20 protein-coding genes and 1 tRNA gene are annotated in these 24,544 nt (G+C 63.3%); 10 read left to right on the forward strand and 11 right to left on the reverse strand.

The window, feature by feature from the left end; translation table 11 throughout:
* Positions 1-55 precede the first annotated feature (55 nt).
* The 4 genes from AC1DDS_RS12165 to AC1DDS_RS12180 are packed head-to-tail and all read right to left on the reverse strand — an operon-like array spanning position 56 to position 5,156.
* The gene (locus tag AC1DDS_RS12165) at positions 56-2,044 is read right to left on the reverse strand and encodes an acetyl/propionyl/methylcrotonyl-CoA carboxylase subunit alpha (protein WP_477479130.1); all 1,989 of its coding nucleotides are present in this window, start codon (positions 2,042-2,044) and stop codon (positions 56-58) included.
* A gap of 12 nt (positions 2,045-2,056) precedes the next feature.
* Positions 2,057-2,365, reverse strand: a complete 309-nt coding sequence (locus tag AC1DDS_RS12170; RefSeq protein ID WP_477479131.1) for a RidA family protein — start codon at positions 2,363-2,365, stop codon at positions 2,057-2,059.
* A gap of 35 nt (positions 2,366-2,400) precedes the next feature.
* Positions 2,401-4,008, reverse strand: coding sequence for a carboxyl transferase domain-containing protein (locus AC1DDS_RS12175; protein ID WP_477479132.1), 1,608 nt, complete (start codon positions 4,006-4,008; stop codon positions 2,401-2,403).
* On the reverse strand, positions 4,008-5,156 hold the full coding sequence (locus AC1DDS_RS12180; protein WP_477479340.1) for an isovaleryl-CoA dehydrogenase: 1,149 nt from the start codon (positions 5,154-5,156) through the stop codon (positions 4,008-4,010). The genes AC1DDS_RS12175 and AC1DDS_RS12180 overlap by 1 nt, the downstream gene beginning before the upstream one ends.
* Positions 5,157-5,487: 331 nt before the next feature.
* Between AC1DDS_RS12180 and AC1DDS_RS12185 the strand changes: the two genes are divergently transcribed.
* The 3 genes from AC1DDS_RS12185 to AC1DDS_RS12195 all read left to right on the forward strand — a co-directional run bounded on the left by AC1DDS_RS12185 (position 5,488) and on the right by AC1DDS_RS12195 (position 7,990).
* Positions 5,488-5,562 (forward strand) — tRNA-Val (locus AC1DDS_RS12185).
* 545 nt (positions 5,563-6,107) lie between these two features.
* Complete coding sequence (locus tag AC1DDS_RS12190) at positions 6,108-7,250, forward strand: calcium-binding protein (RefSeq protein ID WP_477479133.1); 1,143 nt, start codon at positions 6,108-6,110, stop codon at positions 7,248-7,250.
* A gap of 371 nt (positions 7,251-7,621) precedes the next feature.
* Complete coding sequence (locus AC1DDS_RS12195) at positions 7,622-7,990, forward strand: hypothetical protein (RefSeq protein ID WP_477479134.1); 369 nt, start codon at positions 7,622-7,624, stop codon at positions 7,988-7,990.
* Between the two features lie 147 nt (positions 7,991-8,137).
* On the opposite strand, the gene AC1DDS_RS12200 is transcribed toward AC1DDS_RS12195, so the two are convergent.
* The 4 genes from AC1DDS_RS12200 to AC1DDS_RS12215 all read right to left on the reverse strand — a co-directional run bounded on the left by AC1DDS_RS12200 (position 8,138) and on the right by AC1DDS_RS12215 (position 12,245).
* Complete coding sequence (locus AC1DDS_RS12200) at positions 8,138-8,362, reverse strand: hypothetical protein (RefSeq protein ID WP_310419838.1); 225 nt, start codon at positions 8,360-8,362, stop codon at positions 8,138-8,140.
* Positions 8,363-8,793: 431 nt separating this feature from the next.
* Positions 8,794-10,032, reverse strand: a complete 1,239-nt coding sequence (locus tag AC1DDS_RS12205) for an alpha/beta hydrolase (protein ID WP_477479135.1) — start codon at positions 10,030-10,032, stop codon at positions 8,794-8,796.
* Between the two features lie 231 nt (positions 10,033-10,263).
* Positions 10,264-11,412, reverse strand: coding sequence for a galactonate dehydratase (dgoD, locus tag AC1DDS_RS12210; protein WP_477479136.1), 1,149 nt, complete (start codon positions 11,410-11,412; stop codon positions 10,264-10,266).
* A 74-nt stretch (positions 11,413-11,486) separates the two neighbouring features.
* A complete protein-coding gene (locus AC1DDS_RS12215) occupies positions 11,487-12,245 on the reverse strand; it encodes a FadR/GntR family transcriptional regulator (RefSeq protein ID WP_477479341.1) in 759 nt (252 codons plus the stop codon).
* Between the two features lie 235 nt (positions 12,246-12,480).
* Between AC1DDS_RS12215 and AC1DDS_RS12220 the strand changes: the two genes are divergently transcribed.
* Both AC1DDS_RS12220 and AC1DDS_RS12225 read left to right on the forward strand, forming a co-directional pair.
* Positions 12,481-14,010, forward strand: a complete 1,530-nt coding sequence (locus AC1DDS_RS12220; protein ID WP_477479137.1) for a UxaA family hydrolase — start codon at positions 12,481-12,483, stop codon at positions 14,008-14,010.
* 146 nt (positions 14,011-14,156) lie between these two features.
* Positions 14,157-14,423 carry a hypothetical protein gene (locus tag AC1DDS_RS12225; RefSeq protein ID WP_310419846.1) on the forward strand — a complete coding sequence of 89 codons (267 nt, stop codon included), beginning with the start codon at positions 14,157-14,159 and terminating at the stop codon, positions 14,421-14,423.
* 159 nt (positions 14,424-14,582) lie between these two features.
* On the opposite strand, the gene AC1DDS_RS12230 is transcribed toward AC1DDS_RS12225, so the two are convergent.
* Complete coding sequence (locus tag AC1DDS_RS12230; protein WP_477479138.1) at positions 14,583-16,265, reverse strand: arylsulfatase; 1,683 nt, start codon at positions 16,263-16,265, stop codon at positions 14,583-14,585.
* 525 nt (positions 16,266-16,790) lie between these two features.
* On the opposite strand from AC1DDS_RS12230, the gene ilvD reads away from it, so the two are divergent.
* Positions 16,791-18,626, forward strand: a complete 1,836-nt coding sequence (ilvD, locus tag AC1DDS_RS12235; protein ID WP_477479139.1) for a dihydroxy-acid dehydratase — start codon at positions 16,791-16,793, stop codon at positions 18,624-18,626.
* 314 nt (positions 18,627-18,940) lie between these two features.
* Here ilvD and AC1DDS_RS12240 read toward each other — a convergent pair whose 3' ends face one another.
* Positions 18,941-19,864 carry a glycosyltransferase family 92 protein gene (locus AC1DDS_RS12240; protein WP_477479140.1) on the reverse strand — a complete coding sequence of 308 codons (924 nt, stop codon included), beginning with the start codon at positions 19,862-19,864 and terminating at the stop codon, positions 18,941-18,943.
* Positions 19,865-19,951: 87 nt separating this feature from the next.
* Positions 19,952-20,947: a UDP-glucuronic acid decarboxylase family protein gene (locus tag AC1DDS_RS12245; RefSeq protein WP_477479342.1), complete on the reverse strand. Its 996-nt coding sequence runs from the start codon at positions 20,945-20,947 to the stop codon at positions 19,952-19,954.
* A 100-nt stretch (positions 20,948-21,047) separates the two neighbouring features.
* On the opposite strand from AC1DDS_RS12245, the gene AC1DDS_RS12250 reads away from it, so the two are divergent.
* From AC1DDS_RS12250 to AC1DDS_RS12265, 4 genes are all read left to right on the forward strand, one after another.
* Positions 21,048-21,326, forward strand: a complete 279-nt coding sequence (locus AC1DDS_RS12250; RefSeq protein ID WP_477479141.1) for a hypothetical protein — start codon at positions 21,048-21,050, stop codon at positions 21,324-21,326.
* Positions 21,323-22,042 (forward strand): DUF899 domain-containing protein, encoded by a 720-nt coding sequence (locus AC1DDS_RS12255; protein WP_477479142.1) that lies wholly within the window; start codon positions 21,323-21,325, stop codon positions 22,040-22,042. Before AC1DDS_RS12250 ends, AC1DDS_RS12255 begins: the two co-directional genes overlap by 4 nt.
* A 121-nt stretch (positions 22,043-22,163) precedes the next feature.
* Positions 22,164-22,931: a VOC family protein gene (locus AC1DDS_RS12260; RefSeq protein ID WP_477479143.1), complete on the forward strand. Its 768-nt coding sequence runs from the start codon at positions 22,164-22,166 to the stop codon at positions 22,929-22,931.
* A gap of 361 nt (positions 22,932-23,292) precedes the next feature.
* The gene (locus AC1DDS_RS12265; RefSeq protein WP_477479144.1) at positions 23,293-24,507 is read left to right on the forward strand and encodes a pilus assembly protein TadG-related protein; all 1,215 of its coding nucleotides are present in this window, start codon (positions 23,293-23,295) and stop codon (positions 24,505-24,507) included.
* The last annotated feature ends 37 nt before the right edge of the window (positions 24,508-24,544 follow it).

Genomic DNA, 24,544 nt, shown 5'->3' on the forward strand with positions numbered 1-24,544 from the left:
CTCCCTTCGAGGAGGCCCGCGGAGCGCGGACCGTCAACATGGTCCGACCACTTCTCTACTCCGGCTCCTCTGCCGCCAGCCGCAGCAACACCGCCCCCTCGCTCACCTGATCGCCCGGTGCGACCGGCACCGCCTCGACGAGGCCATCGCGCGGCGCGTTCAGCACCAGTTCCATCTTCATCGCCTCCATGGTGACGAGCGGATCGCCCTTGGCCACAGCGGTACCGGCGGCTACCGAGACGAGGCGCACGAGCCCGGGCATCGGGGCGGTCAGCACGTCGCCGCCGGCCTCCTCCTCGCCGTGCAGGCCGGCCGTCTCTTCCGTGTGGAAGAGATGGCTCGCCCCTTCCGCAAACAGCGTGATGGCGCGGCCGTCCCGGACCACGACGGCATCGACGACCCGGTCGCCGAAGTCGGCCAGAACGGTCCCGTCGCCATCGGAGCGAAGGAACGTCAGCGCGAGCAGCTCCCCGCTGCTTTCGACCTCGAAGTGGCGCCGGCCCGAGGGCGCGACCCGGATTTCCAGCGTTTCGCCCTCGTGTTCGACGAACACCGTTTGCCAGGCCGGTCCCCACAGGCGAAAGCCGCCGAGGCGGCTCCAGGGGTCGGTGTCCGTGGCAGGCTCCAGCAGGTCGAGGGCGGCGATCCCGGCAAGCGCACGCACCCGCGGATCGGCCGGCGGGTTCGGCAGGAGTGCTGCGGACTCGCGGCCGATCAGGCCGGTATCGATGTCGCCGGCCGCAAAATGCGGCTCCCGGCACAGCCGGTCGAGGAAGCCGGTATTGGTGGTCACGCCAGCGATCCGACACTGCGCCAGCGCCGCCGCGAGCCGGCCAAGTGCGGCGGCGCGGTCCGGGCCATGGGTGATCACCTTGGCGATCATCGGATCGTAGAAGGCGGTGATCTCGTCGCCGGCGCGCACGCCGGAATCGACACGAATGCCCTCGGGCGTATCGAAGCGCGCGAGCCGGCCGGTCGCGGGCAGGAACTCGCGGGCCGGGTTCTCGGCGTAGATCCGCGCCTCGAAGGCCCAGCCGTCGATGGCGAGGTCCTCCTGCCGCTTCGGTAGCGGCTCGCCGGCGGCGACGCGCAACTGCCACTCGACGAGATCGAGGCCGGTGATCGCCTCCGTCACCGGGTGCTCGACCTGGAGCCGCGTATTCATCTCCATGAAGAAGAACCGGTCGGCCCGGAGGCCGTCGGAGACGTCAGCGATGAATTCGACGGTGCCGGCGCCGCTGTAGCCGATCGCCTGGGCGGCGCGCACCGCGGCCGACCCCATCGCCTCGCGCATTTCCGTCGACATGCCGGGCGCCGGCGCCTCCTCGATCACCTTCTGATGGCGGCGCTGGGCCGAGCAGTCGCGCTCGAACAGGTGTACGACGTTGCCGTGGCTGTCGCCGAACACCTGCACCTCGATGTGCCGCGGCTTGGCCATGTATTTCTCCACCAGCACGCGGCCGTCACCGAACGACGCCTCGGCCTCGCGCTGCGCGCTGGCAAGGGCTGCGGCAAAATCCTTTGGCCACTCGACCTTGCGCATCCCCTTGCCGCCACCGCCGGCACGGGCCTTGATCAGCACCGGATAGCCGATCGCCTCGGCCCGGTCCGAAAGAAACGCCGGGTCCTGCTCCTCGCCGTGATAGCCCGGCACCACCGGCACGCCGGCCTCCTCCATCAACGCCTTGGCCGCGTCCTTCAGCCCCATGGCACGGATCGCCTTCGCCGAGGGACCGATGAACACCAGCCCCGCCGCCGCGACGGCTTCGACGAAGGCGGGGTTCTCGGACAGAAAGCCGTAACCCGGATGCACCGCCTCCGCGCCGCTCGCCCGGCAGGCGGCGATGACCGCCTCGATGTCGAGATAGCTCCGCGCCGCCTCCGCCGGGCCGATCCGGTAGGCCTCGTCCGCAAGTTCGACATGCAGGGCCCGGCGATCCGCATCCGAATAGACCGCAACGGTGGCGATGCCGAGCCTGCGGGCGGTGCGGATGATCCGGCAGGCGATTTCGCCGCGATTGGCGATCAGGATCTTCTTGAACATCATCTCTCCCGGCTATTGCGCAGCCACCGCCTCGACCTCGAGCAGCCAGCGGTCGTCGAAGATGCCGCTGATCACGACCGTCAGCGCCGGCGCGACGGCGCCGAGAAATTCGCTACGAATTTCCCGGTTCTGTGTCGCATATTGCCGGTCGGCGAGGTAGGTCGTGACCTTGACCAGGTCGGACTTCTCCATTCCCGCCGCCTTGAGCTGCGCATCGACATTGCGCCACACCAGCCGCTTGACCGCCTCGAGCACGACCGCCTGCGAGTAGCCGCCATGCGGGTCAGGTGCGTTCCTGGCGTTGACATTTTCCCGTTTCATGATCGTCCTCCAGGTGTTGGATCTAGGATCAGGACCTACATGCGGAACAGGCCGAACCGGGTCGGTTCGATCGGGGCGTTGAGGGCGGCCGAGAGCGATAGCCCGAGCACGTCGCGGCTCTTACGCGGATCGACGATGCCGTCGTCCCAGAGCCGCGCCGAGGCATAGAGCGGATGGCTCTGGCGCTCGAACATCTCGATCGTCGGCCGTTTGAACTCGGCCTCGTCGGCCGCCGACCAGCTCTTGCCGCTGCGCTCGATGCCCTCGCGCCGCACCGTCGCCAGCACGCCGGCCGCCTGCTCGCCGCCCATCACGGCGATGCGGCTGTTCGGCCAGGTCCAGAGGAAGCGCGGCGAATAGGCCCGCCCGCACATGCCGTAGTTGCCGGCGCCGTAGGAGCCGCCGATCAGCATGGTGATCTTCGGCACGTTCGTCGTCGCCACCGCCGTCACCAGCTTGGCGCCGTGCTTGGCAATGCCGTCGGCCTCGTATTTGCGCCCGACCATGAAGCCGGTGATGTTCTGCAGGAAGACCAGCGGCACCGAACGCTGCGTGCACAGTTCGATGAAATGCGCCCCCTTCAACGCCGCTTCCGAGAACAGCACGCCGTTGTTCGCGAGGATGCCGACCGGCAGGCCGTGGATCGCGGCAAAGCCGCAGACAAGCGTCGTGCCGAAGCGCGCCTTGAACTCGTCGAAGCGCGAGCCGTCGACGAGGCGGGCGATCACCTCGCGCACGTCGTAGGGGATTTTTGTGTCGGCCGGCACGATGCCCAGGATCTCCTCGGGATCGTAGAGCGGCGGCTCGCCTTTGCCCTTTTCCGGCAGAACCGGCTTGCGGGCGTTGAGGTTGGCGGCGATCCGCCGGGCGATCGCCAGCGCCTGCCGGTCGTCGCGCGCCAGATGGTCGGCGACGCCGGAAAGCCTCGTGTGGACGTCGCCGCCGCCGAGGTCCTCGGCTGTCACGACCTCGCCGGTCGCCGCCTTCACCAGCGGCGGCCCGGCGAGGAAGATCGTGCCCTGGTTCTGGACGATCACCGTCTCGTCGCTCATCGCCGGCACATAGGCGCCGCCCGCCGTGCAACTGCCCATGACGACGGCGATCTGGGCAATACCCTTCGCCGACATCTGCGCCTGGTTGTAAAAGATGCGGCCGAAGTGGTCGCGGTCGGGAAACACCTCGTCCTGGTTCGGCAGGTTGGCGCCACCCGAATCGACCAGATAGAGGCAGGGTAGCCGGTTCGCTTCCGCGATCTCCTGCGCCCGCAGGTGCTTCTTCACGGTGATCGGATAATAGGTGCCGCCCTTCACCGTCGCGTCGTTGCAGACGATCATGCACGCCTGGCCGGCGACGCGGCCGATGCCGGCGATCAGGCCGCCGCCCGGCGAGGCGCCGTCATAGAGGCCATGGCCGGCCGCGATGCCGATCTCCAGGAAGGGCGAACCGGGGTCGAGCAGTTGCGCCACCCGGTCGCGCGGCAAGAGCTTGCCCCGCCCAAGATGCCGCTCGCGCGCCTTTGCCCCGCCGCCCTCGAAGGCGATGTCTGCCGCCGCTTCCGCGGTGGCGATCGCCGAAAGCATCGCCTGCCGGTTGGCCTCGAAGGTTTCGCCGCGCGGGACAACGTTCGACTTCAGCACCGCCATCACGCGGTCTCCTGGAAGATTTCACGGCCGATCAGCATGCGCCGGATCTCCGAGGTGCCGGCGCCGATCTCGTAGAGCTTGGCGTCGCGTAGCAGCCGCCCGGTCGGGTAGTCGTTGATGTAGCCGTTGCCGCCGAGCGCCTGGATCGCCTGCAAGGCAGCTTGCGTCGCCTGTTCGGCGGCGTAGAGGATGCAGCCGGCGGCGTCCTTGCGGGTGGTCTCGCCGCGGTCGCAGGCGGCGGCCACCGCATAGACATAGGCGCGCGCGGAATTGAGCGCCACATACATATCGGCCACCTTGCCCTGCAGGAACTGGAACTCGCCGATCGGCCGCTCGAACTGGCGACGCTCGTGCACATAGGGCACGACAACGTCGAGGCAGGCGGCCATGATGCCGAGCGATCCGCCGGACAGCACCACGCGCTCGTAGTCGAGCCCCGACATCAGCACGTTGACCCCGCGCCCCTCCCCGCCCAGCACGTTCTCGGCCGGTACTTCGCAGTCAGCAAACACCAGTTCGCAGGTGTTGGAGCCGCGCATGCCGAGCTTGTCGAGTTTTTGCGCCGTGGAGAAGCCGGCAAAGCCCTTCTCGACCAGAAACGCGGTGATGCCGCGCGGACCGGCGTCCGGATCGGTCTTGGCATAGACGACCAGCACGTCGGCATCGGGACCGTTGGTGATCCACATTTTGTTGCCGTTCAAGACGTAGCGGTCACCCTTCTTCTCGGCGCGCAGCTTCATCGACACGACGTCGGAGCCCGCGCCCGGCTCCGACATGGCGAGCGCGCCGACATGCTCGCCGGCAATCAGCTTCGGCAGGTATTTTGCCCGCTGCGCGTCCGTGCCGTTGCGCATGATCTGGTTGACACAAAGGTTGGAGTGGGCGCCGTAGCTGAGCCCCACCGAGGCCGAGGCGCGGCTGATCTCCTCCATCGCGACGCAATGGGCGACATAGCCCATGCCCGCGCCGCCATACTCCTCCGACGCGGTGATGCCGAGCAGGCCGAGATCGCCCATTTGCCGCCAGAGCGCGAGCGGAAAGGCGTTGCTGCGGTCGATGTCGGCCGCGATCGGCGCGATCCGTTCGGTGGCGAAGCGGCGCACGGTCTCCCGTAGCGCCTCGATGTCCTCGCCGAGACCGAAGCTCATTCCGGCTGTATACATGGTCAGGTCCTCCACCTGAGGACGCCCTGGGATGGACGCACGGTACTGCCGGATGGAAAGAGGAACGCAAACGACGGCGGCGCCCCACCAGTGCTATTTCTGCGAATCCGGCAACGCCCCTCCCAAAGCGTCAACATGGGAACAGGGTGCCATTTTCCGGCAAAGAGTGCGATCCCCATTTTATCCACCCGGCATTTTGGAGCCGCGAGCCGCGGAAATCCGGAGCTTGCGGGAAATCTCCAGATGACAATGAAAAAAGCCTCACAAATGCTATTGACGCCGCGCAGCTTTTTTGGTCTATGCGCCCACATCGGATGGGCGTGTAGCTCAGCGGGAGAGCACTACGTTGACATCGTAGGGGTCACAGGTTCAATCCCTGTCACGCCCACCATCCAATTCTCTGAAAACGTTGAGAAATCCGCTTCGGCGGATTTTTCCGTTTCAGGGGCATTTCGGCTGACTGACGGCTCCGCTGAACCGGGTTTTTCTGTTCACGCTTCCGACGCGTCCAACCATTCGCCCCCACTCTGCTTCGGCCTGCTCGTCAGCGATATCGCTGCGGCCGACACCCCAACAAAAGCCGGCGATCACCTCTAGCGGATCGAAGATTAGCCGCGAGGCTAGCACAGATCACTGTCCGACCCGGGCGCTGCAACCCCCTGCCGGCGTTGTGTCAAGACGGGTTATACCTTGACTTGCCATCGTGTAGTTTCCGCCACTTCACCGACTTTGGCGGATTTCCCAAGAATGACAACGCCATTAATTCAGAGTGAAAACCATACTGCCCGATCAATCAATGTCGATTGATCAAACTGCATTACCAATGACTCTTTAATATTGAAAAAAACTAAGTATAATAAACATTCTTTTACTGCACGAATGCTCCCTACATCGCACACGCCTACAGATGAGGCGAAAATTTGGAGGAATGCAGTTATGGCTTTGAAAGGAATCGGTGCAAATCTGATCGGCAGCGGCACTCAAGTTAATCTTGGCACGACCGATGACGCCTATATTGCCGAAAATGTGCTTGTTTCTTCAAGCGATTCAACGGCCGTTTATGGTACCGGTAGCGGACACAGTGTTTACGTCGACGGCACAATTGCTAGCCTCGTGACTGCCATAACTCTCGGCAGCCTCTCTTCGAGCGACCAGCTCTTAATCATCGGGCAAGCAGGTAAAATCAGAAATTTTGCATACACTGCCGTAACTATCTACGGCTTCGACAGCACAGTCGAAAACTACGGAAGCATCTGGTCTGCCGGCGATGGTGTCTACATGAGAGGGCCATCGACCTCGACCACGTCAAAGCTTTTCAATTCCGGAACGATAGAAGCAGGAGACGCGGCGATCTGGCGTGCCTTGGACTCCACCGAGACGCTGGAAGTCATCAACTCGGGTACCATCAAAGGCGGACAATACGCAATCTACAGCAACGTCTTCAATGCGCCCGCAATCGAAAAAATTACGAACACCGGCAAGATCATCGGCAACATCAACCTCAACTCGGGCAACGACGTTTATGACGGCACCAGCGGCCGGCTGACCGGAACGATTTTCGGCGGCACGGGCAACGATACGCTGCGCGGCGGTATCGACAACGATAGGTTCGATGGTGAGGACGGCCACGACAAGCTCTATGGCGGAAAAGGCAATGACACGCTGAATGGTGGCGCCGGCGACGATATTCTCGCCGGGGGCGACGGTATGGACACCCTCTACGGCGGCCTTGGGAAGGACACGCTCACCGGCGGAACCGGCAAAGACACCTTCGTCTTCAAGAGCCTTCAGGAAAGTACGGTCAGCGCCGCCGGCCGCGACTTGATCAAGGACTTTTCCCGTGCCGAGGGCGACAAGATCCACCTGAAATCGATTGATGCCAGTACGAAAGCGAGCGGCGATCAGGCTTTCAAGTTCATCGGCACGGAGAAATTCCACAAGGCGGCCGGTGAACTTCGCTACGAGATCAAGTCCGGTGACACCTACATCCAGGGCGACGTCAACGGCGACGGCAAGGCGGACTTCTCCATCGCACTCGACCTCAGCCTCGCCATGAAAGCGTCCGACTTCATCCTCTGACGAACGGTGGTCGAGAGGCTTCAATGTCATGCCTGCGCTGCCTGTGAAAACGGTGGCGCAGGCTGCTATATTCAACGCTCGCCTTCTCCGACCGGCTTATCGTAGAGCAGATGCCGCCTAAGCCGTGTTACCGGGCGCGTGACCGGCGGCGGCAAGGCCGGCTTCTCGATCAGCGCGACCTCAGCCTGACCATGCGCAGGGCAGGCTTCGCTCTCTGGGGCCGAAGCCTGCGGTCGTCTCTGGAGAAGGACCAGCGCCGGCATCGATGTGCACACGGTCGGTTGACGAAAGGTTGTCGGTCGCGTTCAAGGTTTCGCGGACAACTGTTGCCCTTTGTCTTTTTCGCGCAAGGTCGCCAGAAAATGAGATCCATGAAACGAGGCTCGACCGGCAGCCGCCCCGAAGATCAGTTTCACCAGGCGATGCTGGCGCTCTACGACGCCTGCGCCGCGCTCGGCTTCCGGCCGGTGCTGTTCCGGCGCTACGTGATTTTGAACGGGGGCGTCGCCGCAGCCAAGGAATTGGTCTTCAAGCCGGGCACGACCGGACTGGAGCGCCTCATCGACCTCGGCAGGACGGAGCTTTCGATGGAGGCAACGATGTTGCAGCCGGACTTTCAGGCACTCTTTTCCCCCGACGAGTTGAAGGAAGCGCGCCAACGGCTGGCGAATGCCAACCGCTCGCGTTCGCGCGGCCGCCTGACCGCGCAACCCACTGAACGACAAACGAAGCCGGATTGAGCGCTTTTTTCACGAAAGGCTCGGCACCAAGGCTTCGACGGGGTAACGCGATACTCATTCCCGCACGTCGAGCGCCTTGGGCCGATCTCGTGAAATCTTTTGTGACGCCCCATCCTGCCGGACAAACTGGCGCCTGGCCGCCACCGATCAGGCGCAGAGACGATCGTTTGCGGCGATCGGGCGTGACCGGCCGCGCAAGGCGTCGTCGCGCCCCTGCGAGCGAGCCTCGGCGATGATGACGGCGATCGTGTCGGTGATGATGCGGCAGCAGTCCGGCGACATGGCCGGCAACAGAAAGTTCGGATCGGTAGCCTGCATCTTCGCCAGGGTACTGCCAAGCAGCGCCCCCCATTCCTCCGGCGTTCGAGCCATGGAATTCCCCTTTGCGCGTGACTTTGTCGGCTGCTTTATGTGTTTATGATATACACAACTTCACACACATTGCCACAAAAATGTGGGAACTTGGCGTTAATGCAACCGATTGTCGGCCCTTGTCAGCGCTCAAGGTCGAATCGAAACGCAGCGCCGATAGCTGGACCCCGCAGGCTTCGTTCACGCCCCAACCCGATCGCGTAAAAGCGGATCCGCGCGCTCTGCTTCGAGTCTCTGTTCGCTTCGCGTCTAAATCCCGAAACCGCTGCAAACTCTTGGGCGTCGGGGTTGTGCACAAATCCAACCGGTAGGTGATGGAACGAACGGCGCCGGCGAACTAACGCCTCGGCGCGTCCCCGCACGGCGCGGAAATCCCAAATGGGAGTGTCTCATGGCTTTTCGGCTGGCAATCTCCGCAATGCCGGAGCGATTTACTGCGCCGGCGCGGCCGGCTGCTCCGCCTGGTCGAAGACCAGCCCGCGGTCCGGACCGCCGCCGATCCGTTGCTGCTGCGGCGTCAGCGTCAGCAGGTCGATGGGCGTTGCAACCGTCGTCGCCGCGATCCTGCCGATCCCGCCCGTGGTGCCGGCGACCACGGCGGTGATGCCCTCGCCGAGCGATATGTTCGAATCCGTCAGCGTCTGGCCGTTGACGAGCCGCTCGCCGATCAACTGAACGATCTGCGGGCTCTCGGCGAATTTGCCGTGCGCGAGGCGATCGCCGGACTTCACCTTGGTCAGGTCGACGACCGTGATGCCGGCCTTTTCGAACTGCGCGCGGTAGGGCTCATCGGCCGGGTTGATCTGACCGAGCCGCTGTATGTCGCCCGAGATGAACCGCGACAGGGCGAGCGCCTTGTCGTCCTGGGCGACGAAGATGGTGAAGTTCGGTTTCTTGCCGCCGAGTTCCGACCATTGCCGCGCGAAGACGTCGATGTCGATGTCGGGCGAGGCGAGAACGACATTCTCGATTTTCGGCGCGACCCGGCCGTCGCGGATCGACATCTGCCGCAGGGATTCCATCGCCAGCCACGTGCCCATCGAATGGGCGAGGATTGTAATGTCCTTGACGCCCTTGTCGTCCTGGAGAACGTGCAGCAGCCGCTCCAGGCCGCTGCGGGAGTAGTTCGTGCTCTCCTTGTCGTAGTTATAGTCGAACACCCTGGCACGCGAGGGCCAGGTGAACAGGACCGGCGTCACGTCCGCTTTCGAATCGTGGACGATCTGGGCAAAGCGGAAGACGGCGTCCTCGTAGCGGTTGTTGAAGCCATGCACGAAGACCATCACATGGCCGTTCCGGTTGTGCGCGCGGAACCACCCCTCGCCGGCTTCGATCGACGACAGCTGCTCCACCCGCAAGACCGCGAAATCCGTCGCCGGATCGGGCGGCATCTTTGTCGGCCACTGGACGGAGCCGACCTTGCGCTTGCTGGCGGGCGGGATCGAGACGGCGATATCGGTCAGGTAGGGATGGGCGCTGCGTTCGCCGGAAAAGAGCGTGTTCGGGTCGCCGGAGGGCAGGCGGGTGGTCGCGACCAGCATGTCGACGGTCGAGGTGCCCGGCACGGGGGCGGTCTCGGTGATCGGCGTCATGTAGCCCTTCTTGCCGCCACAAGCCGCCAGAGCCACCGAAAGAGACAGGACGACTGCTACATGCCACGCACAACGCATTCCGGCACTCCCCCTGATCTTGCCGCACGATGGCGACCTCCTCGACCCCCGCTTGCCGGCGGAACGGCCGCATCCCCATACAAGAATTAACGGGCGTTACCCCGGCAGGCAATCAGATATCGCGGCCCGGGCATCACTCGGCACCATTGGCGCGGCACACCGCTGCGTTTCAGACACAGGTGAAGCGCGGGGCAAGCGCGCTCGCCCCGTTAGTGTCGCCGCGCGCTCGCCTCACCACTCGGCGACGCTGCCGTCGGCATGCCGCCAGACCGGATTGCGCCAGCGATGGCCTTCCTTGGCGCGCTCGATCACATAGGCCTCGTCCACCTCGATGCCGAGGCCGGGGCCTTGCGGGATCGACACGAAGCCGTCGGCGTAGTGGAACACCTCCTTGTTGGCGATGTAGTCGAGGATGTCGTTGCCCTGGTTGTAGTGGATGCCGAGGCTCTGTTCCTGGATGAAGGCGTTGTAGGCGACGGCGTCGACCTGCAGGCAGGCGGCAAGCGCGATTGGCCCGAGCGGGCAATGCGGCGCCAGCGCCACGTCGTAGGCCTCGGCCATCGCCGCGATCTTGCGGCATTCGGTGATGCCGCCGGCGTGCGACAGGTCCGGCTGGATGATGTCGACATAGCCGTCCGAGAGCACCGACTTGAAGTCCCAGCGCGAATAGAGCCGTTCACCCAGGGCGATCGGCGTCGAGCAGTGGTTGGCGATCTCCTTCAGCGTCTCCCTGTTTTCGGAGAGCACCGGCTCCTCGATGAACATCAGCTTGTAGGGCTCAAGCTCCTTCGCCAGCACCTTTGCCATCGGCTTGTGGACGCGGCCATGGAAATCGACGCCGATGCCGATATGCGGGCCGATCGCCTCGCGAATGGTGGCGATGGTCTCGACCGCCTTTTCCACCTTGTCCCAGGTATCGACGATCTGCATTTCCTCGCAGCCGTTGAGCTTGATCGCCTTGAAGCCGCGGGCGACGACCTCCCTGGCGTTGTTGGCGACGTCGGAAGGCCGGTCGCCGCCGATCCAGGAATACACCTTGATGCGGTCGCGGCACTGGCCGCCGAGCAGCGCATGGATCGGCTGGCCGTAGGCCTTGCCCTTGATGTCCCACAGCGCCTGGTCAATGCCGGCGAGCGCCGACATGTGCACGGCGCCGCCGCGATAGAAGCCGCCGCGATACATCACCTGCCAATGGTCCTCGATCAGCATCGGGTCCTTGCCGACGAGATAGTCGGCAAGTTCGTGCACGGCCGCCTCGACCGTCAGCGCCCTCCCCTCGACGACCGGCTCGCCCCAGCCGGTGATGCCCTCGTCGGTCTCGATCTTCAGGAACAGCCAGCGCGGCGGGACGATGTAGGTGGTCAGCTTGGTGATCTTCATGGTCGCGAGGTCCGTTCGAAGGAGGATTGGAGTGCTTGGGCTGTCGGCATGGCCGCCAGTTCACGGGCTTATGTTCACGGAGGTTCGGGCGCCTGGCCGCGCTGGCGCATCGCCGGTGCCAGGTCGCGGGCGGCCAGGTCGAGCATCCGGTGCGAGCAGGCGCGGGCCGCCTCCTTGTCGCGCAGGCGCAGCGCCTCGACCAGTTGGCGATGGACGTCCAGCGCCTCGTCGCGGCGATCGACGACCTCGTTGGAGCGAAGCAGCGAATACCTCAGCGCCGCATGGATGATGGCGGCGAGCTGATGGAACACCAGGTTGTGGCTGGCCTTCAGCAGGATCTCGTGGAACTGCACGTCGGCGCGGGTAAAGGCCTCGGTGTCGTCGTCGGCATCAGCATCACGCATGCGCACCCAGGCGGCTTCCAGGTCGGCGATCTCCTGGGCGGTGGCGCGCTCGGCCGCGAATTCGGCAGCGACCGGCTCGACGGTGCGGCGCGTCTCGAGGATGCAGCCGAGAAGATCAAGCTCCTGGATGCGCGGCCCCATCCATTCGAGGACCTGCGCGTCGAGAATGTTCCATTCCGCTTTCGCACAGACCACCGTGCCGACGCGCGGGCGGCTATGGACCAGCCCCTTGGTGGCGAGAACCTTCAGTGTTTCGCGGATCACCGTGCGGCTGACGCCATACAGGTCACACAGATCGTTTTCCTTGGGCATCACGCTGCCGACGGGGTAGCGCTCGGAACAAATGTCGAGGCCGATGGCGGCGGTGACGTTCTTCTGCACGCGCGGCCGCCTGACCTGCTGCGCCTCGCCAGCCGCCCTGCCGTCAATCTCGAACTGTCCGCTCTTCCTAGCCACCCTACCCCGCTCCAGATTACCGCCCGATTACTCCGGCCGCATTCTGCCGCATCCTGCCGCATCCTGCCGCATCCTGCCGCAACGTATTTCATCATACAATACTCGTCTAGTGTATGATGAATTGCGGCCTGACTGCGGGGCGCCTGCAACGCTGTCGATTTTGCCGGCATTGTGCATAATGCGCCGATCCATGCTGCAGGAGTGTGCGATGCCAGCCGAAATGCCCGCCGTCCTCGTCCTCAACCCCAAAGACAATGTCGGCGTGGTACCGGCCAATCTCGATGCCGGGCGTCCACTGTTGAATGGTGTGGTCGCCGCCGAGCGGATACCGCGCGGGCACAAGGTGGCCCTTGCGCCAATCGCAGAAGGCGCGCCGGTGCTGAAGTACGGGCAGATCATCGGCCATGCGACGCGGCCGATCCGACCGGGTGAGCATGTCCATCTGCAGAACCTTGCGATCCACGACGTCGCGCTGAAGCACGAATTCTGCGTCGACAATGCCCCGCCGCAGATGGTGGCGGAACTCGAGCGCCGCAGCTTCGACGGCTACGACCGCGGCAACGGCCGCATCGGCACGCGCAACTATATCGGCATTCTGTCGACGGTGAACTGTTCCGCCACGGTCTCGCGCTACGTCGCCGAGCACTATGCGCGAAAATTCCGCGAGATCGGCCGCGACAATATCGACGGCGTGGTGGCGCTGACCTACGGTGGCGGCTGCGCGCTGAACCTGAAATCCGAGGGCGGCCGCATCCTCACCCGCACCTTCAAGGGCTACGCGAAGAATCCGAACTTCGGCGGCATTCTGATGATCGGGCTTGGCTGCGAGACGTTCCAGTACGGCCCGCTGGTCGAGGAGGCGGGCTTGGAGGAAGGCAAAACCTTTCGCACCATGATGATCCAGAACCAGGGCGGCACGCGCAAGACGATCGAGGCCGCCTGCGAAATGATCGACGACATGCTGCCCGACGTGAGCGCGATCCGCCGCACGCCGCAGCCGCTGTCCGGCATCAAGCTGGCGCTCGAATGCGGCGGCTCGGACGGCTATTCCGGCATCTCCGCCAACCCCGCACTCGGCATCGCCTCCGATCTTCTGGTCAAGGAAGGGGCGACCACCGTCCTTTCGGAAACGCCGGAGATCTACGGCGCCGAGCACCTGCTCACCCGCCGCGCCGCCCGGCCAGAGGTGGCCGAGAAACTTCTGTCGCGCATCGACTGGTGGCGTGAGTACACGGCGAGGAACGATGCCGAACTGAACAACAATCCCTCGCACGGCAACAAGGCCGGGGGACTGACGACGATCCTGGAAAAGTCGCTCGGCGCCGTCGCCAAGGGCGGCTCGATGCCGCTCAACGCCGTCTATGAATATGCGGAAGAGGTGAAGGAAAGCGGCTTCGTCTTCATGGACACGCCCGGTTATGACCCCGCCGCCGTCACCGGCCAGATCGCCGGCGGCTGCAACCTTGTCGCGTTCACCACCGGCCGCGGCTCGGTCTCCGGCTACAAACCCGCTCCCTGCATCAAGATCGCCACCAACACGCCCATGTACGAGCACATCAAGGAGGACATGGACATCAACTGCGGCACGATCGTCGACGGCACCGAGACGATCGAACAGGCCGGTCGCCGCATCTTCGAATTCGTCATCGACACAGCCTCGGGCAAAAAGACCGCCAGCGAAGCCTTCGACTACGGTGACAACGAGTTCGTGCCCTGGCAGGTCGGCGCGATCACATGACGGCCCTTTGGGAGGGGAGTTAGGCCTCAAATCGTTGCACGGCAATGCTTGACACGGCGGCTGTCAGGGCGTTCCGTGGTCAACGCGAAAGGCTCTCAGCACCAGCGGTTGACTGAGAACGTCCACGATACTGGAGGGACGATTCAATGCCGACGATTATTGCCCACCACAACATCACCAAAGGCGCGCAACACTGGCTCAACTCACCGAAGCGCACGGAGTTTTTTGGCCAACTTGGCATAAAGAGCGTTCGGACTTTCGTCGACCCGCGGGATCCAACCCGCGTGGCCATACTGATGGACGTCCCGGACATGGACGCCCTCGAAAAGGCCATGCAGAGCAACGCCGCTGCCGAGGCGATGGCCTTTGACGGCGTGGTGCCGGAATCCCTGGTGATCCTCGTCGAGTCGTAATTTTTCAGCAGTGTGCCGCGACCTTCGCGTTCTCACGTCCATCCGCAACAGGATCGGACGGCGGGTAAGGCTTTGGGCCGCGTCGGTTTCTGGCTCGAATGATCCCCCGGAAATTGGGAGTATGCGGGTGGCTGAACGGCCACCCGCATCGACGCTCCGCTAATTCCCCGGCTTGTTCTTGATCGCGTCGTCGATCTGCTTCTTGACGGCATCGAGGTTGAAGGAGGCCGGGTCCTGCATCGGCGGGTAATCGACCGCCGTAAGCGCCAGTTTCTTGACCTCATCCTGCACCGAGACGAACCGCCAGAACTCGCGAGCATAGAAGTCGTTCATGTAGCCGCCACCCAGATCATTGAGGCTCTGGCCGCCGATCGACGGCGTTCTTTCGAAGGGATCCTGGCGAATATTGACCATGGTGGGCATGTCGGTCGTCACCTTCGCTCCGGGCCACCCTTCCGGCTGCTGATAGAACTGGAACTTGAAGTCACCGATCCGAATGGCACCGAGCTGCGGGCCTCCGAAGTAGAAGAACTCCTGGCGCGCCGACGGCCCTTTCCCGGTCAGCAGGTCAATCTGGTTGTAGCCGTCGAGGTGGTTCTTGTAGGTACGATCGCCGAGTTGCACGCCCTTCAGCAACTGGTCGGTGATGTCCGGGTTTCCTGCCGCTGCAAGCAGCGTCGGGAACCAGTCCAGCGCCGAGAATATACCGTTCTCGACCGTGCCGGCCTTGACCTTACCCGGCCACCGGATGATCGCCGGAGCGCGGAAGCCACCTTCCATCACGGTTCCCTTTGTTCCCTTGAACGGCGTCATGCCGCCGTCGGGCCAGGTGAACACTTCCGCGCCGTTGTCGGTGGTGAAGATGACGATGGTGTTGTCGGCTTCACCCGAATCCGCAATGCACTTCATGAGGGCGCCGACGCTATCGTCGAGCTGGGCAATGCCGGCTTCCTCAAGCCCGTAGTTGGTGTCGCTGTTCATGAGCGCCTGGTATTTGGGTGACAGGAAGGTCCAGACGTGCATGCGCGTCGTGTTGTGCCAGAGGAAGAATGGTTTGCCGTCCGTCTTGGCCTTGTCCATGAAGTCGCAGGAAGCCTTGACCAGCACCTCGTCGAAGGTGGTCATGTCGTATTTGGCCTTGGGCATGATGTCGTGCATGTTGGGCACATTGGTCATGTCCGGGTATGGCGCCAGCGGACCTTCGTCAACGATCCGCTGCTTGCCGATCTTGCCCCAACGCGGCATCTCGGAGGTGTCGTCAGTATCCGACGCGAAGCTATGCACCAGGTTTCTGGGGCCGACCTTGTCGCGGTAGGACTGGTCGTTCGGGAACGAATACCAGTACGGGTCCGACATCGCATCGAGGTGATACAGATATCCAAAAAATTCATCGAAGCCATGCAGCGTCGGCAGATACTTGTTGAGGTCGCCGAGGTGGTTCTTGCCGAACTGGCCGGTCGCGTAGCCCTGCACCTTCAGGGCAGAGGCGATGGTGGCCGCCTTGTCGGGCATGCCGACGTCCGCACCCGCCTGGCCGACCGTCGTCAATCCGGTGCGCAGCGGGATCTCGCCGGTGATGAAGCTCGCCCGCCCGGCGGTGCAGCTCGCTTCGGCATAGTAGTCGGTGAACATCATGCCCTCTGAGGCCAGCTTGTCGAGGTTCGGCGTCTTTCCGGACATGATCCCGCGGTGATAGGCCCCGAGATTGAACCAGCCGACATCGTCGCCCATGATCACGACGATGTTGGGTTTCGCCGGCTCCTGCGCTACGGCAGGCGCCGCGACAATTGTGGCGAGTGCTGATGATAGCAGTCCAACATATAGCTTCTGCATGACATTCATGGTTCACGCTCCTCTTGAGGCTGCTAAGTCAAAGGAAAGCGCACGTCGTCCATTACCCCGGAGCCATAGGTCCGGAGTGGAGAACGACCGACATTATGCTATGTATGCTCTCGCAAGTACCAAAGGACGCTTTCGTTATGCGCCCGTGGTGCTCACTGCCAAAGATTTTCCCCTCAGGGACAAACAAGACCTCGTCTCTAACAGCCTGTATATCATACCCGGTCATTCCCGTCAGCATTGTTTCATCGAAGCCCTCGCGGTGCGGCTGTCCTGGCTTTCCACCTCGCTCCCGATGACGCGCCAGTTCGAAGGCGCACATCCGACGAATTCCCCGCCGACAACGATCGTTAACGCGCCGCCTGCGACAGGAAATTCCGCGTTGCGGCGCAAATAATGTCATTCCTTTCGTGACGCGGCGGGGGATTTGCGGTAGGGAACCCCTGACCCGGCAGGAATGGCGGCGCGCACGCCGCGGATCCGTGCCCGACTGTCAATCCCTGCCCGACTGGAAGTGAGGAACCATCGATGCCAGCCTATCGCTCCCGAACCACCACCCACGGCCGCAACATGGCCGGCGCCCGCGGCCTGTGGCGCGCCACAGGCATGAAGGATTCGGATTTCGGTAAGCCGATTATCGCGGTGGTGAATTCCTTCACCCAGTTCGTGCCCGGCCACGTGCACCTGAAGGACCTCGGCCAGCTCGTCGCCCGCGAGATCGAAGCGGCCGGCGGCGTCGCCAAGGAATTCAACACGATCGCCGTCGACGACGGTATCGCCATGGGCCACGACGGCATGCTCTATTCGCTGCCTTCGCGCGAGATCATTGCCGACAGCGTCGAGTACATGGTCAACGCGCATTGCGCCGACGCCATGGTCTGCATCTCCAACTGCGACAAGATCACCCCCGGCATGCTGAATGCCGCCATGCGCCTGAACATCCCGTCCGTCTTCGTCTCCGGCGGCCCGATGGAGGCTGGCAAGGTCGTGCTGCACGGCAAGACCCAGGCGCTCGACCTCGTCGACGCCATGGTCGCCGCTGCCGACGACAGCGTCTCCGATGAGGACGTCAAGGCGATCGAGCGCTCCGCCTGCCCGACCTGTGGCTCGTGCTCGGGCATGTTCACCGCCAATTCGATGAACTGTCTGACCGAGGCGCTCGGCCTGTCGCTGCCAGGCAACGGCTCGACGCTCGCCACCCACGCCGACCGCAAGCGCCTGTTCGTCGAGGCCGGGCACCTGATCGTCGACCTCGCCCGCCGCTACTACGAGCAGGAAGACGAGAGCGTGCTGCCGCGCAACATCGCCAACAAGAAGGCTTTCGAGAACGCCATGTCGCTCGATATCGCCATGGGCGGTTCGACCAACACCGTGCTGCACATCCTAGCGGCGGCCTACGAGGGCGGGATCGAGTTCACGCTCGACGACATCGACCAGCTGTCGCGCAAAGTCCCTTGCCTCTCCAAGGTCGCCCCGGCCAAGGCCGACGTGCACATGGAGGACGTCCACCGTGCCGGCGGCATCATGCGCATCCTCGGCGAACTCGAGCGCGGCGGCCTGATCCACCGCGACAGCCCGACCGTGCATGCCGCGACCCTTGGCGACGCCATCGACCGCTGGGACATCAGCCGCACCAGCAGCGAGACGGTCCGCACCTTCTTCCGGGCGGCGCCGGGCGGCATCCCGACCCAGGTTGCCTTCAGCCAGGAAGCCCGCTGGGACGAGCTCGACGCCGACGGCGAGAACGGCGTCATCCGCTCGGTCGAGCACCCCTTCTCCAAGGACGGGGGCCTTGCGGTCCTGAAGGGCAATATCGCGCTCGACGGCTGCATCGTGAAGACGGCCGGCGTCGATGAATCGATCCTGAAGTTCACCGGCCCGGCGGTCGTCTTCGAAAGCCAGGACGCGGCGGTGAAGGGCATCCTCGGCGGCGAGGTCAAGGCCGGCGACGTCGTCGTCATCCGCTACGAAGGCCCGAAGGGCGGCCCCGGCATGCAGGAAATGCTCTATCCGACGAGCTACCTGAAGTCGAAGGGCCTCGGCAAGGCCTGCGCGCTGGTCACCGACGGCCGCTTCTCCGGCGGCACCTCGGGGCTGTCGATCGGCCACGCCTCGCCGGAAGCGGCGCAAGGCGGCGCGATCGGCCTTGTGCGCCAGGGCGATATCATCGAGATCGACATCCCGAACCGCACGATCAACCTGGCGGTGTCGGAAACCGAACTCGCCGCCCGCCGCGCCGAACAGGACAAGCTCGGCTGGAAGCCGGCGCAGCCGCGCAAGCGCAACGTCACGACGGCGCTGAAGGCCTACGCCGCCTTCGCCAGCTCCGCCGACCTCGGCGCCGTGCGCATCCTGCCGGAATAATCGTCCCGCGCGATATCAGACACGTTTGAAGGGCCGCTGAGCAAAACCAGCGGCCCTTTTGCCACTCGCAAAGGGCTCACGCCTCTCCGCCCCTCATTGAGCAGTCTCCAACGTCTTCGTCATGCCGGACTTGATCCGGCATCCAGTCAGCGCAAGTCCTTGCGCACGAAAGACTTTTTTGCCGTGGGCGCAGCATTGCTCGATCCCGGCTCAAGGCCGGGATGACGGAAGGAGGGCGTTCGCGACTCTGTAAGGACGCAGAGGGAAGATGGTGAAACCGAAACAGCCGAACCTTGCGCCGGCTGTGTCAGCTTTCAGTCCACGCCTCCCTCAAGCATAATGCCGCGACGCTCGACGAAATCCGCCATGGCGCGGTCCTCGACCTGGGACAGCTGGATATTGCGGATGGTCGTGGTCATTCGATCGGCAATCAGCTTGCTGGTCAGCGTGTAGATCGCGCCGCGCGCCAGCTTCGCCGCGAACTCCTCTTCCGACTTGCTGTAGTAGTGGTTCAGTTGCAGGAAGGCATTGGAGTAGAAGCCCGGCTGTTCGCGCTCCTTGCCCGCAGCCCGCTTGCCGGCGTCATTGCAGGCGATGTTGCCGTATGAGCGCGTCTTGAAACTGTGAACACTGGCCTGGACCACCTCACTCGGATCGACAATGCATTTGAAATTGCTCGCGTGCTTCAGCCGGCTCATCGGGTCCGCGCTGCGCATCGTGTAGCTGACCGTCACCGGGGCGTCCGGTTTCGTCTTGTGGCCGCTCGTGCCGAACATGTGCCAGGGCAGGGCAACATTCGGAAAGCCGCCGGTCGCGGCAAGCGCTTCGTCGACGGTCGATCCCTGCTTCGGCAAGAGGAACTCATCGGCATCGATGAACGCCATGTGTCGATATTCGCCGCCAAAGTTCTGGATGGCGTGGGCGAAGGCCACGACCTGCCAGTCGATCAGCCGGTCCAGCTTCGGTGCGACAGCGCCACCGTTCCAAGGCAGCAGCGTGAAGGCCTCGGGTGGCAGCGTGCGGCGGATCTCGTCGGCCGTTTCATCGGTCGATCCATGATCGTAGAGAATGAAATGGCGGATGCCGACCGCCCTGTGGAAACGCAGCCATTCGGTGATATACGCCGCCTCGTTCTTGACGCAGGCCACGATCGCGACGCCGTGCCGGCCCGGTTTCGGCGCCGGCGGTGCAAATGAGAGGGCGATGATGCCCTTCTTCTTCCATCGAAACCAACTCATGCCCTGCCCCCGGCGAAAGCGTTGTCGATGGCGGCGGAACACCGTGGATGGCTGCTTCCGGAAGTCATGGCTGAGTCGGAGATCCTGTCATTCGGCCGCATTGATGCCAGCGGGGTGCCGACCAAGTTCGCCCCTGAAATATTGCGCCGTCTTCACAAGACCGTCCCGCAATGCGGTTTCCGGCTGCCAGTCCAGCAGCCGGGTCGCCTTGCCGATATCCGGCCTGCGTCGTCTGGGATCATCGGTCGGCAGCGGCAGGCGAATGATCGGGGAGTTGGAGCCCGTGATGTCCAGAACCAGCCGGGCAAGCTCTTCAATGCTGAACTCGACGGGATTACCGAGATTGACCGGCCCCTCGGCGGTCGGGCTCTGCATCAACCGGTCGATGCCGCGGATCAGATCGTCGACATAGCAGAAGGATCGGCTCTGCGTTCCGTCACCGTAGAGCGTCAGCGGCTGGCCGAGCAGTGCCTGCACAATGAAGTTCGACACCACGCGGCCGTCGTCCCAACGCATCCTGGGCCCGTAGGTGTTGAAGATCCGCGCCATTCTCAGCGTCAGGCCGCGTGCCCTGGCAAAATCGGTGCACAGCGTCTCGGCGAAGCGCTTCCCTTCGTCGTAGCAGGCGCGCGGCCCGATGGAGTTCACATTGCCCCAATAATCCTCGCGTTGCGGATGGACGTGCGGGTCACCATAGACCTCCGAGGTGGAGGTCTGGAAGACGCGCGCGCCGTCCCGTTCGGCCCTGCGAAGGACGTTCCAGACACCGGTGGAATTGACGAGCGCGGTCGAGACCGGATCGGCCTGATAGTGGACCGGCGACGCCGCACAGGCGAGGTTGTAGATTTCGCTGAACGCCGGAAGGGTGTCGGGAATGCCGTCGATGATGTCGTGCCGGACAACGGTCAGACGAGCGCTCGCCTCCAGATTGGCGAAATTTTCACAGCGTCCGGTGTGGATATTGTCGAGGCAAAAAACATGGTTGCCACGGGAAGCAAGGAGCTCGGCCAAATGCGAACCGAGAAAGCCGGCACCACCGGTGATGAGGATATTCCGGTCTTCCGAAACCTCCCTCTGGTCCATCCACTTGAAGCTCACCAATGCACTCCGCTCGAGATCGAGCGCAGCACGGTCCAGCAAGCCCCGCCACGCCATTGCCGCTTTCTCCGTGTTGGCGGGCCTGATGCACGTAACCTGGCGGCGAGCAACATATCCGGAAAATCAACCGTTGCGTCAATTGCCACAAAGCAGTGACTGCAGGCAAGCCCTTGGCTTTCTCGCGAACGATCGCAGCGCCGCGCGAAAAATTGCGTTTTTTGACATAGCGCTGTCGGAATGCTGTCCCATGCTTCGTCAACAATCCGAAGCTGCGAAATCGCCTGCATCGTGGAACGTGGCACGTCCACTGAACGTTAATATCAACCCTGATGTCGAACGCGCTAAAGAGGAGTTACGTGCATGAGACCAAACCACGACATCGTCTCCCGCGACGAATGGCTCGAGGCCCGCAAGTCGCTTTTGGCCATGGAGAAGGAAGAAACGAAACTGCGCGACAAGGTGCGCGCCGAACGCCTGGCCCTGCCCTGGATCAAGGTTGACAAAACCTACACGTTCGACACGCCCGAGGGAAAAAAGACGCTGGCCGACCTCTTCGACGGCCGCAGTCAGTTGATGGTCTATCACTTCATGTACGGGCCGGACTGGAAAGCAGGATGTCCCGGCTGCTCCTTCGTGGCCGACCACATCGACGGCATGCTGCCGCATCTGAACCATCACGACGTGACCTTCATCTGCATCTCGCGGGCACCGCTCGACAAGATCGAGGCCTACAAGAAGCGGATGGGGTGGAAGTTCCCGTGGTACTCCTCGTACGGCAGCGACTTCAACTTCGACTACCAGGTCTCCTTCACCAAGGCGGAGCTGGCGGGCGGCAAGGTTTTCTACAACTACCGCGAGACACCCTCGGCCGACGCCCATGACGAACTGCCGGGCATGAGCGCCTTCTTCCGCGCGGAAGACGGCACCGTCTACCACACCTACTCGGAATACGCGCGCGGCGGAGAGGAAATCCTCGGCACGCTGATGGTCCTCGACCGGGCGCCGAAAGGCCGCAACGAGACCGGAACGCTGAGCTTCGTCAAGCGGCACGACGAATACGACGACGCGCCGCGGGCATAGCCCTGCTGCGGCTGACCGCGGAGGTCGGGAAATCCGGCTGCCGTCCGCGCGTGATTGACTGCGGCCGGCGCCGTCCTATCTCCGCACTTGCTTGTTGGGCCAAATGAAACCGGAGGAACCAATGTCCACGAACCAAGGAAAATTCGTCTGGTATGAGCTGATGACCACCGACACGGCCGCCGCCGAGCGGTTCTACAAATCCGTCGTCGGCTGGACCGCCAAGGATGCCGGCATGCCGGACATGGCATACACGCTCTTCTCCGCCGGTGACCGGATGGTCGCCGGGCTGATGACGACACCGAAGGAGGCCGAGGGCATGCCGCCGGGCTGGATCGGCTACATCTACGCCGACAACGTGGATACGACCGCGAAGGAGGTCGCCGCGAAGGGCGGCAAGGTCTATCGCCAGCCGGACGACATCCCGGGCGTCGGCCGCTTCGCCGTCGTCGGCGATCCGACCGGGGCCGTGTTCTGCCTGTTCAGCTCGACCAGCGAAGAGAGCCAGGATGCCGATCGCGCAGCACCCGGCCAGATCGGCTGGCACGAACTGATGGCCGGCGACCTGAACACCGCCTGGACTTTCTATTCCTCGCTCTTCGGCTGGGAAAAGGACCAGGCGCTCGACATGGGCGAGATGGGCGTCTACCAGCTCTTCAAGATCAATGGCCAAACGTCCGGCGGCATGATGACGAAGCCGAAGGACCTGCCGGCACCGCCCTACTGGGGCTATTACTTCAATGTCGACGCCATCGACGCGGCTGTCGAGCGCGTCACCGCCGGCGGCGGCAAGGTGGTAATGGGACCAATGGAGGTCCCCGGCGGCAGCTGGATCATCAACGCCGTCGACCCGCAGGGCGCCCACTTCTCCCTCGTCGCACCGAAGCGCTGACGGGTTGCCAATGAACTGCAACAGCTCCCCGCGCCGCGCCAAGGCCCGTCGCGGGGAGAAGCTCGGCCGGACCCGTGGCATCGGTTCCGGTCGAGGGTGGAAGTGGGAACCGTGCCCCGCCCCCACGCGTCTCGCCTCCCCTGATCCCGCCATCCGGCTCCCCGCCGAGATCGAGGCTGTGGCACTTTCGCGCTGCGCTTTTCAGTGCGAGTCCCGTTTCCATACAGGCGAACAAGCGCACAACGACCTGCAATTCCAACATCGGTACGGTTTCGATCAAATTGTAGTTACTACCGAAACGGGAAAATAATTTTTCCGCGCTACCGTCCGCCCCAACATTATGATGATGGGGTGGCGACAGATGAAACTGGCAACGGAAAAGCAGGGCGTCCTTTCCCGCCTGGCAAGGGACCGCCGTGGCAACTTCGGAATGATGACGGCGCTGTTGCTGCCGGTGCTTCTGGGCGCCGGCGGGATCTCGATCGACGTCACCAAGATGATGATGACGAAGAACCGGCTGCAGGATGCGGCCGATGCGGCCGCGCTCGCGGCGGCATCGGCGCTTGCCAACGATGGCTACACCATCGACGCAGCCAAGCTCCTGGCATTGCGGTTCATCGAGACGCAGATGCGGAGCGGCGGCAACGTCGATGGCGAAGGGACCGAGACCAAAAATCCGGACAGCGAGGAGCCAAGTTCCTTCGCCAGCTCGGTAGTCGATATCCAGGAGACGGCCACGGGCAAGAGCAGCAAGTCCTGGGTCATCAATGTCACCGCCAGGATGGACATGGACCTGAACCCGCTGACGCGACTTCTCGTCAAGGACAAGGCAACGATAACGGCCAATACATTGGCTGAAAGCGCCACCGAATCGAAGAACGCACTGTCGATGTATCTAGTGCTCGACAAGTCCGGCTCGATGATGGCGAACACCGAAAAGAAGATCATACCGGTGACAAGCTGCGTACAATACGATGACAACTGGAACAAACTGAACAAGGGGAACCCAATTTCTCCTTGCTACGTGAAGAAGATCGAGGCTCTCAAGACCGCCGCGGGCAGCCTGTTTGGCACGCTGGATACGGCCGATCCTGACACGATCTATGTGCGGACCGGCACCGTCTCCTACAACGACAAACCGGGAACGGCCTACAACATCAACTGGGGTACGACCGCGTCCCGCACACAGGTGAATGCGCTCGAGGGCGGCAACGGCACGAGTTCGACCGCCGCCATGCAGGCAGCGTACGACAAGCTGATAGACTCGACTGAAAATACCCAGCACTGGAAGAAGAACCAGCAGGTGCCGACGAAGTACATCGTGTTCATGACGGACGGAAACAACAACAACACCTCCGACGACACGAAGACGCTGAATATCTGCAAGACCGCAAAGAACGCCGGGATGAAAATATACACCGTCGCGTTCATGGCGCCGCCACGTGGCCAAAAGCTGCTGAGCGACTGCGCATCGCCCGGAAGCTACTTCGTCGCCGACAAGATGACGGATCTCGTCAAGGCTTTCGAGAAGATCGGCCAGGAGGCGGCCGCAACGATTGCGCGCCTGACGCACTGAACCCGACGATCTAGGTTCCTGTTGCTTCTGCAAATCC

This window comes from Mycoplana sp. 10N416, assembly GCF_056394765.1.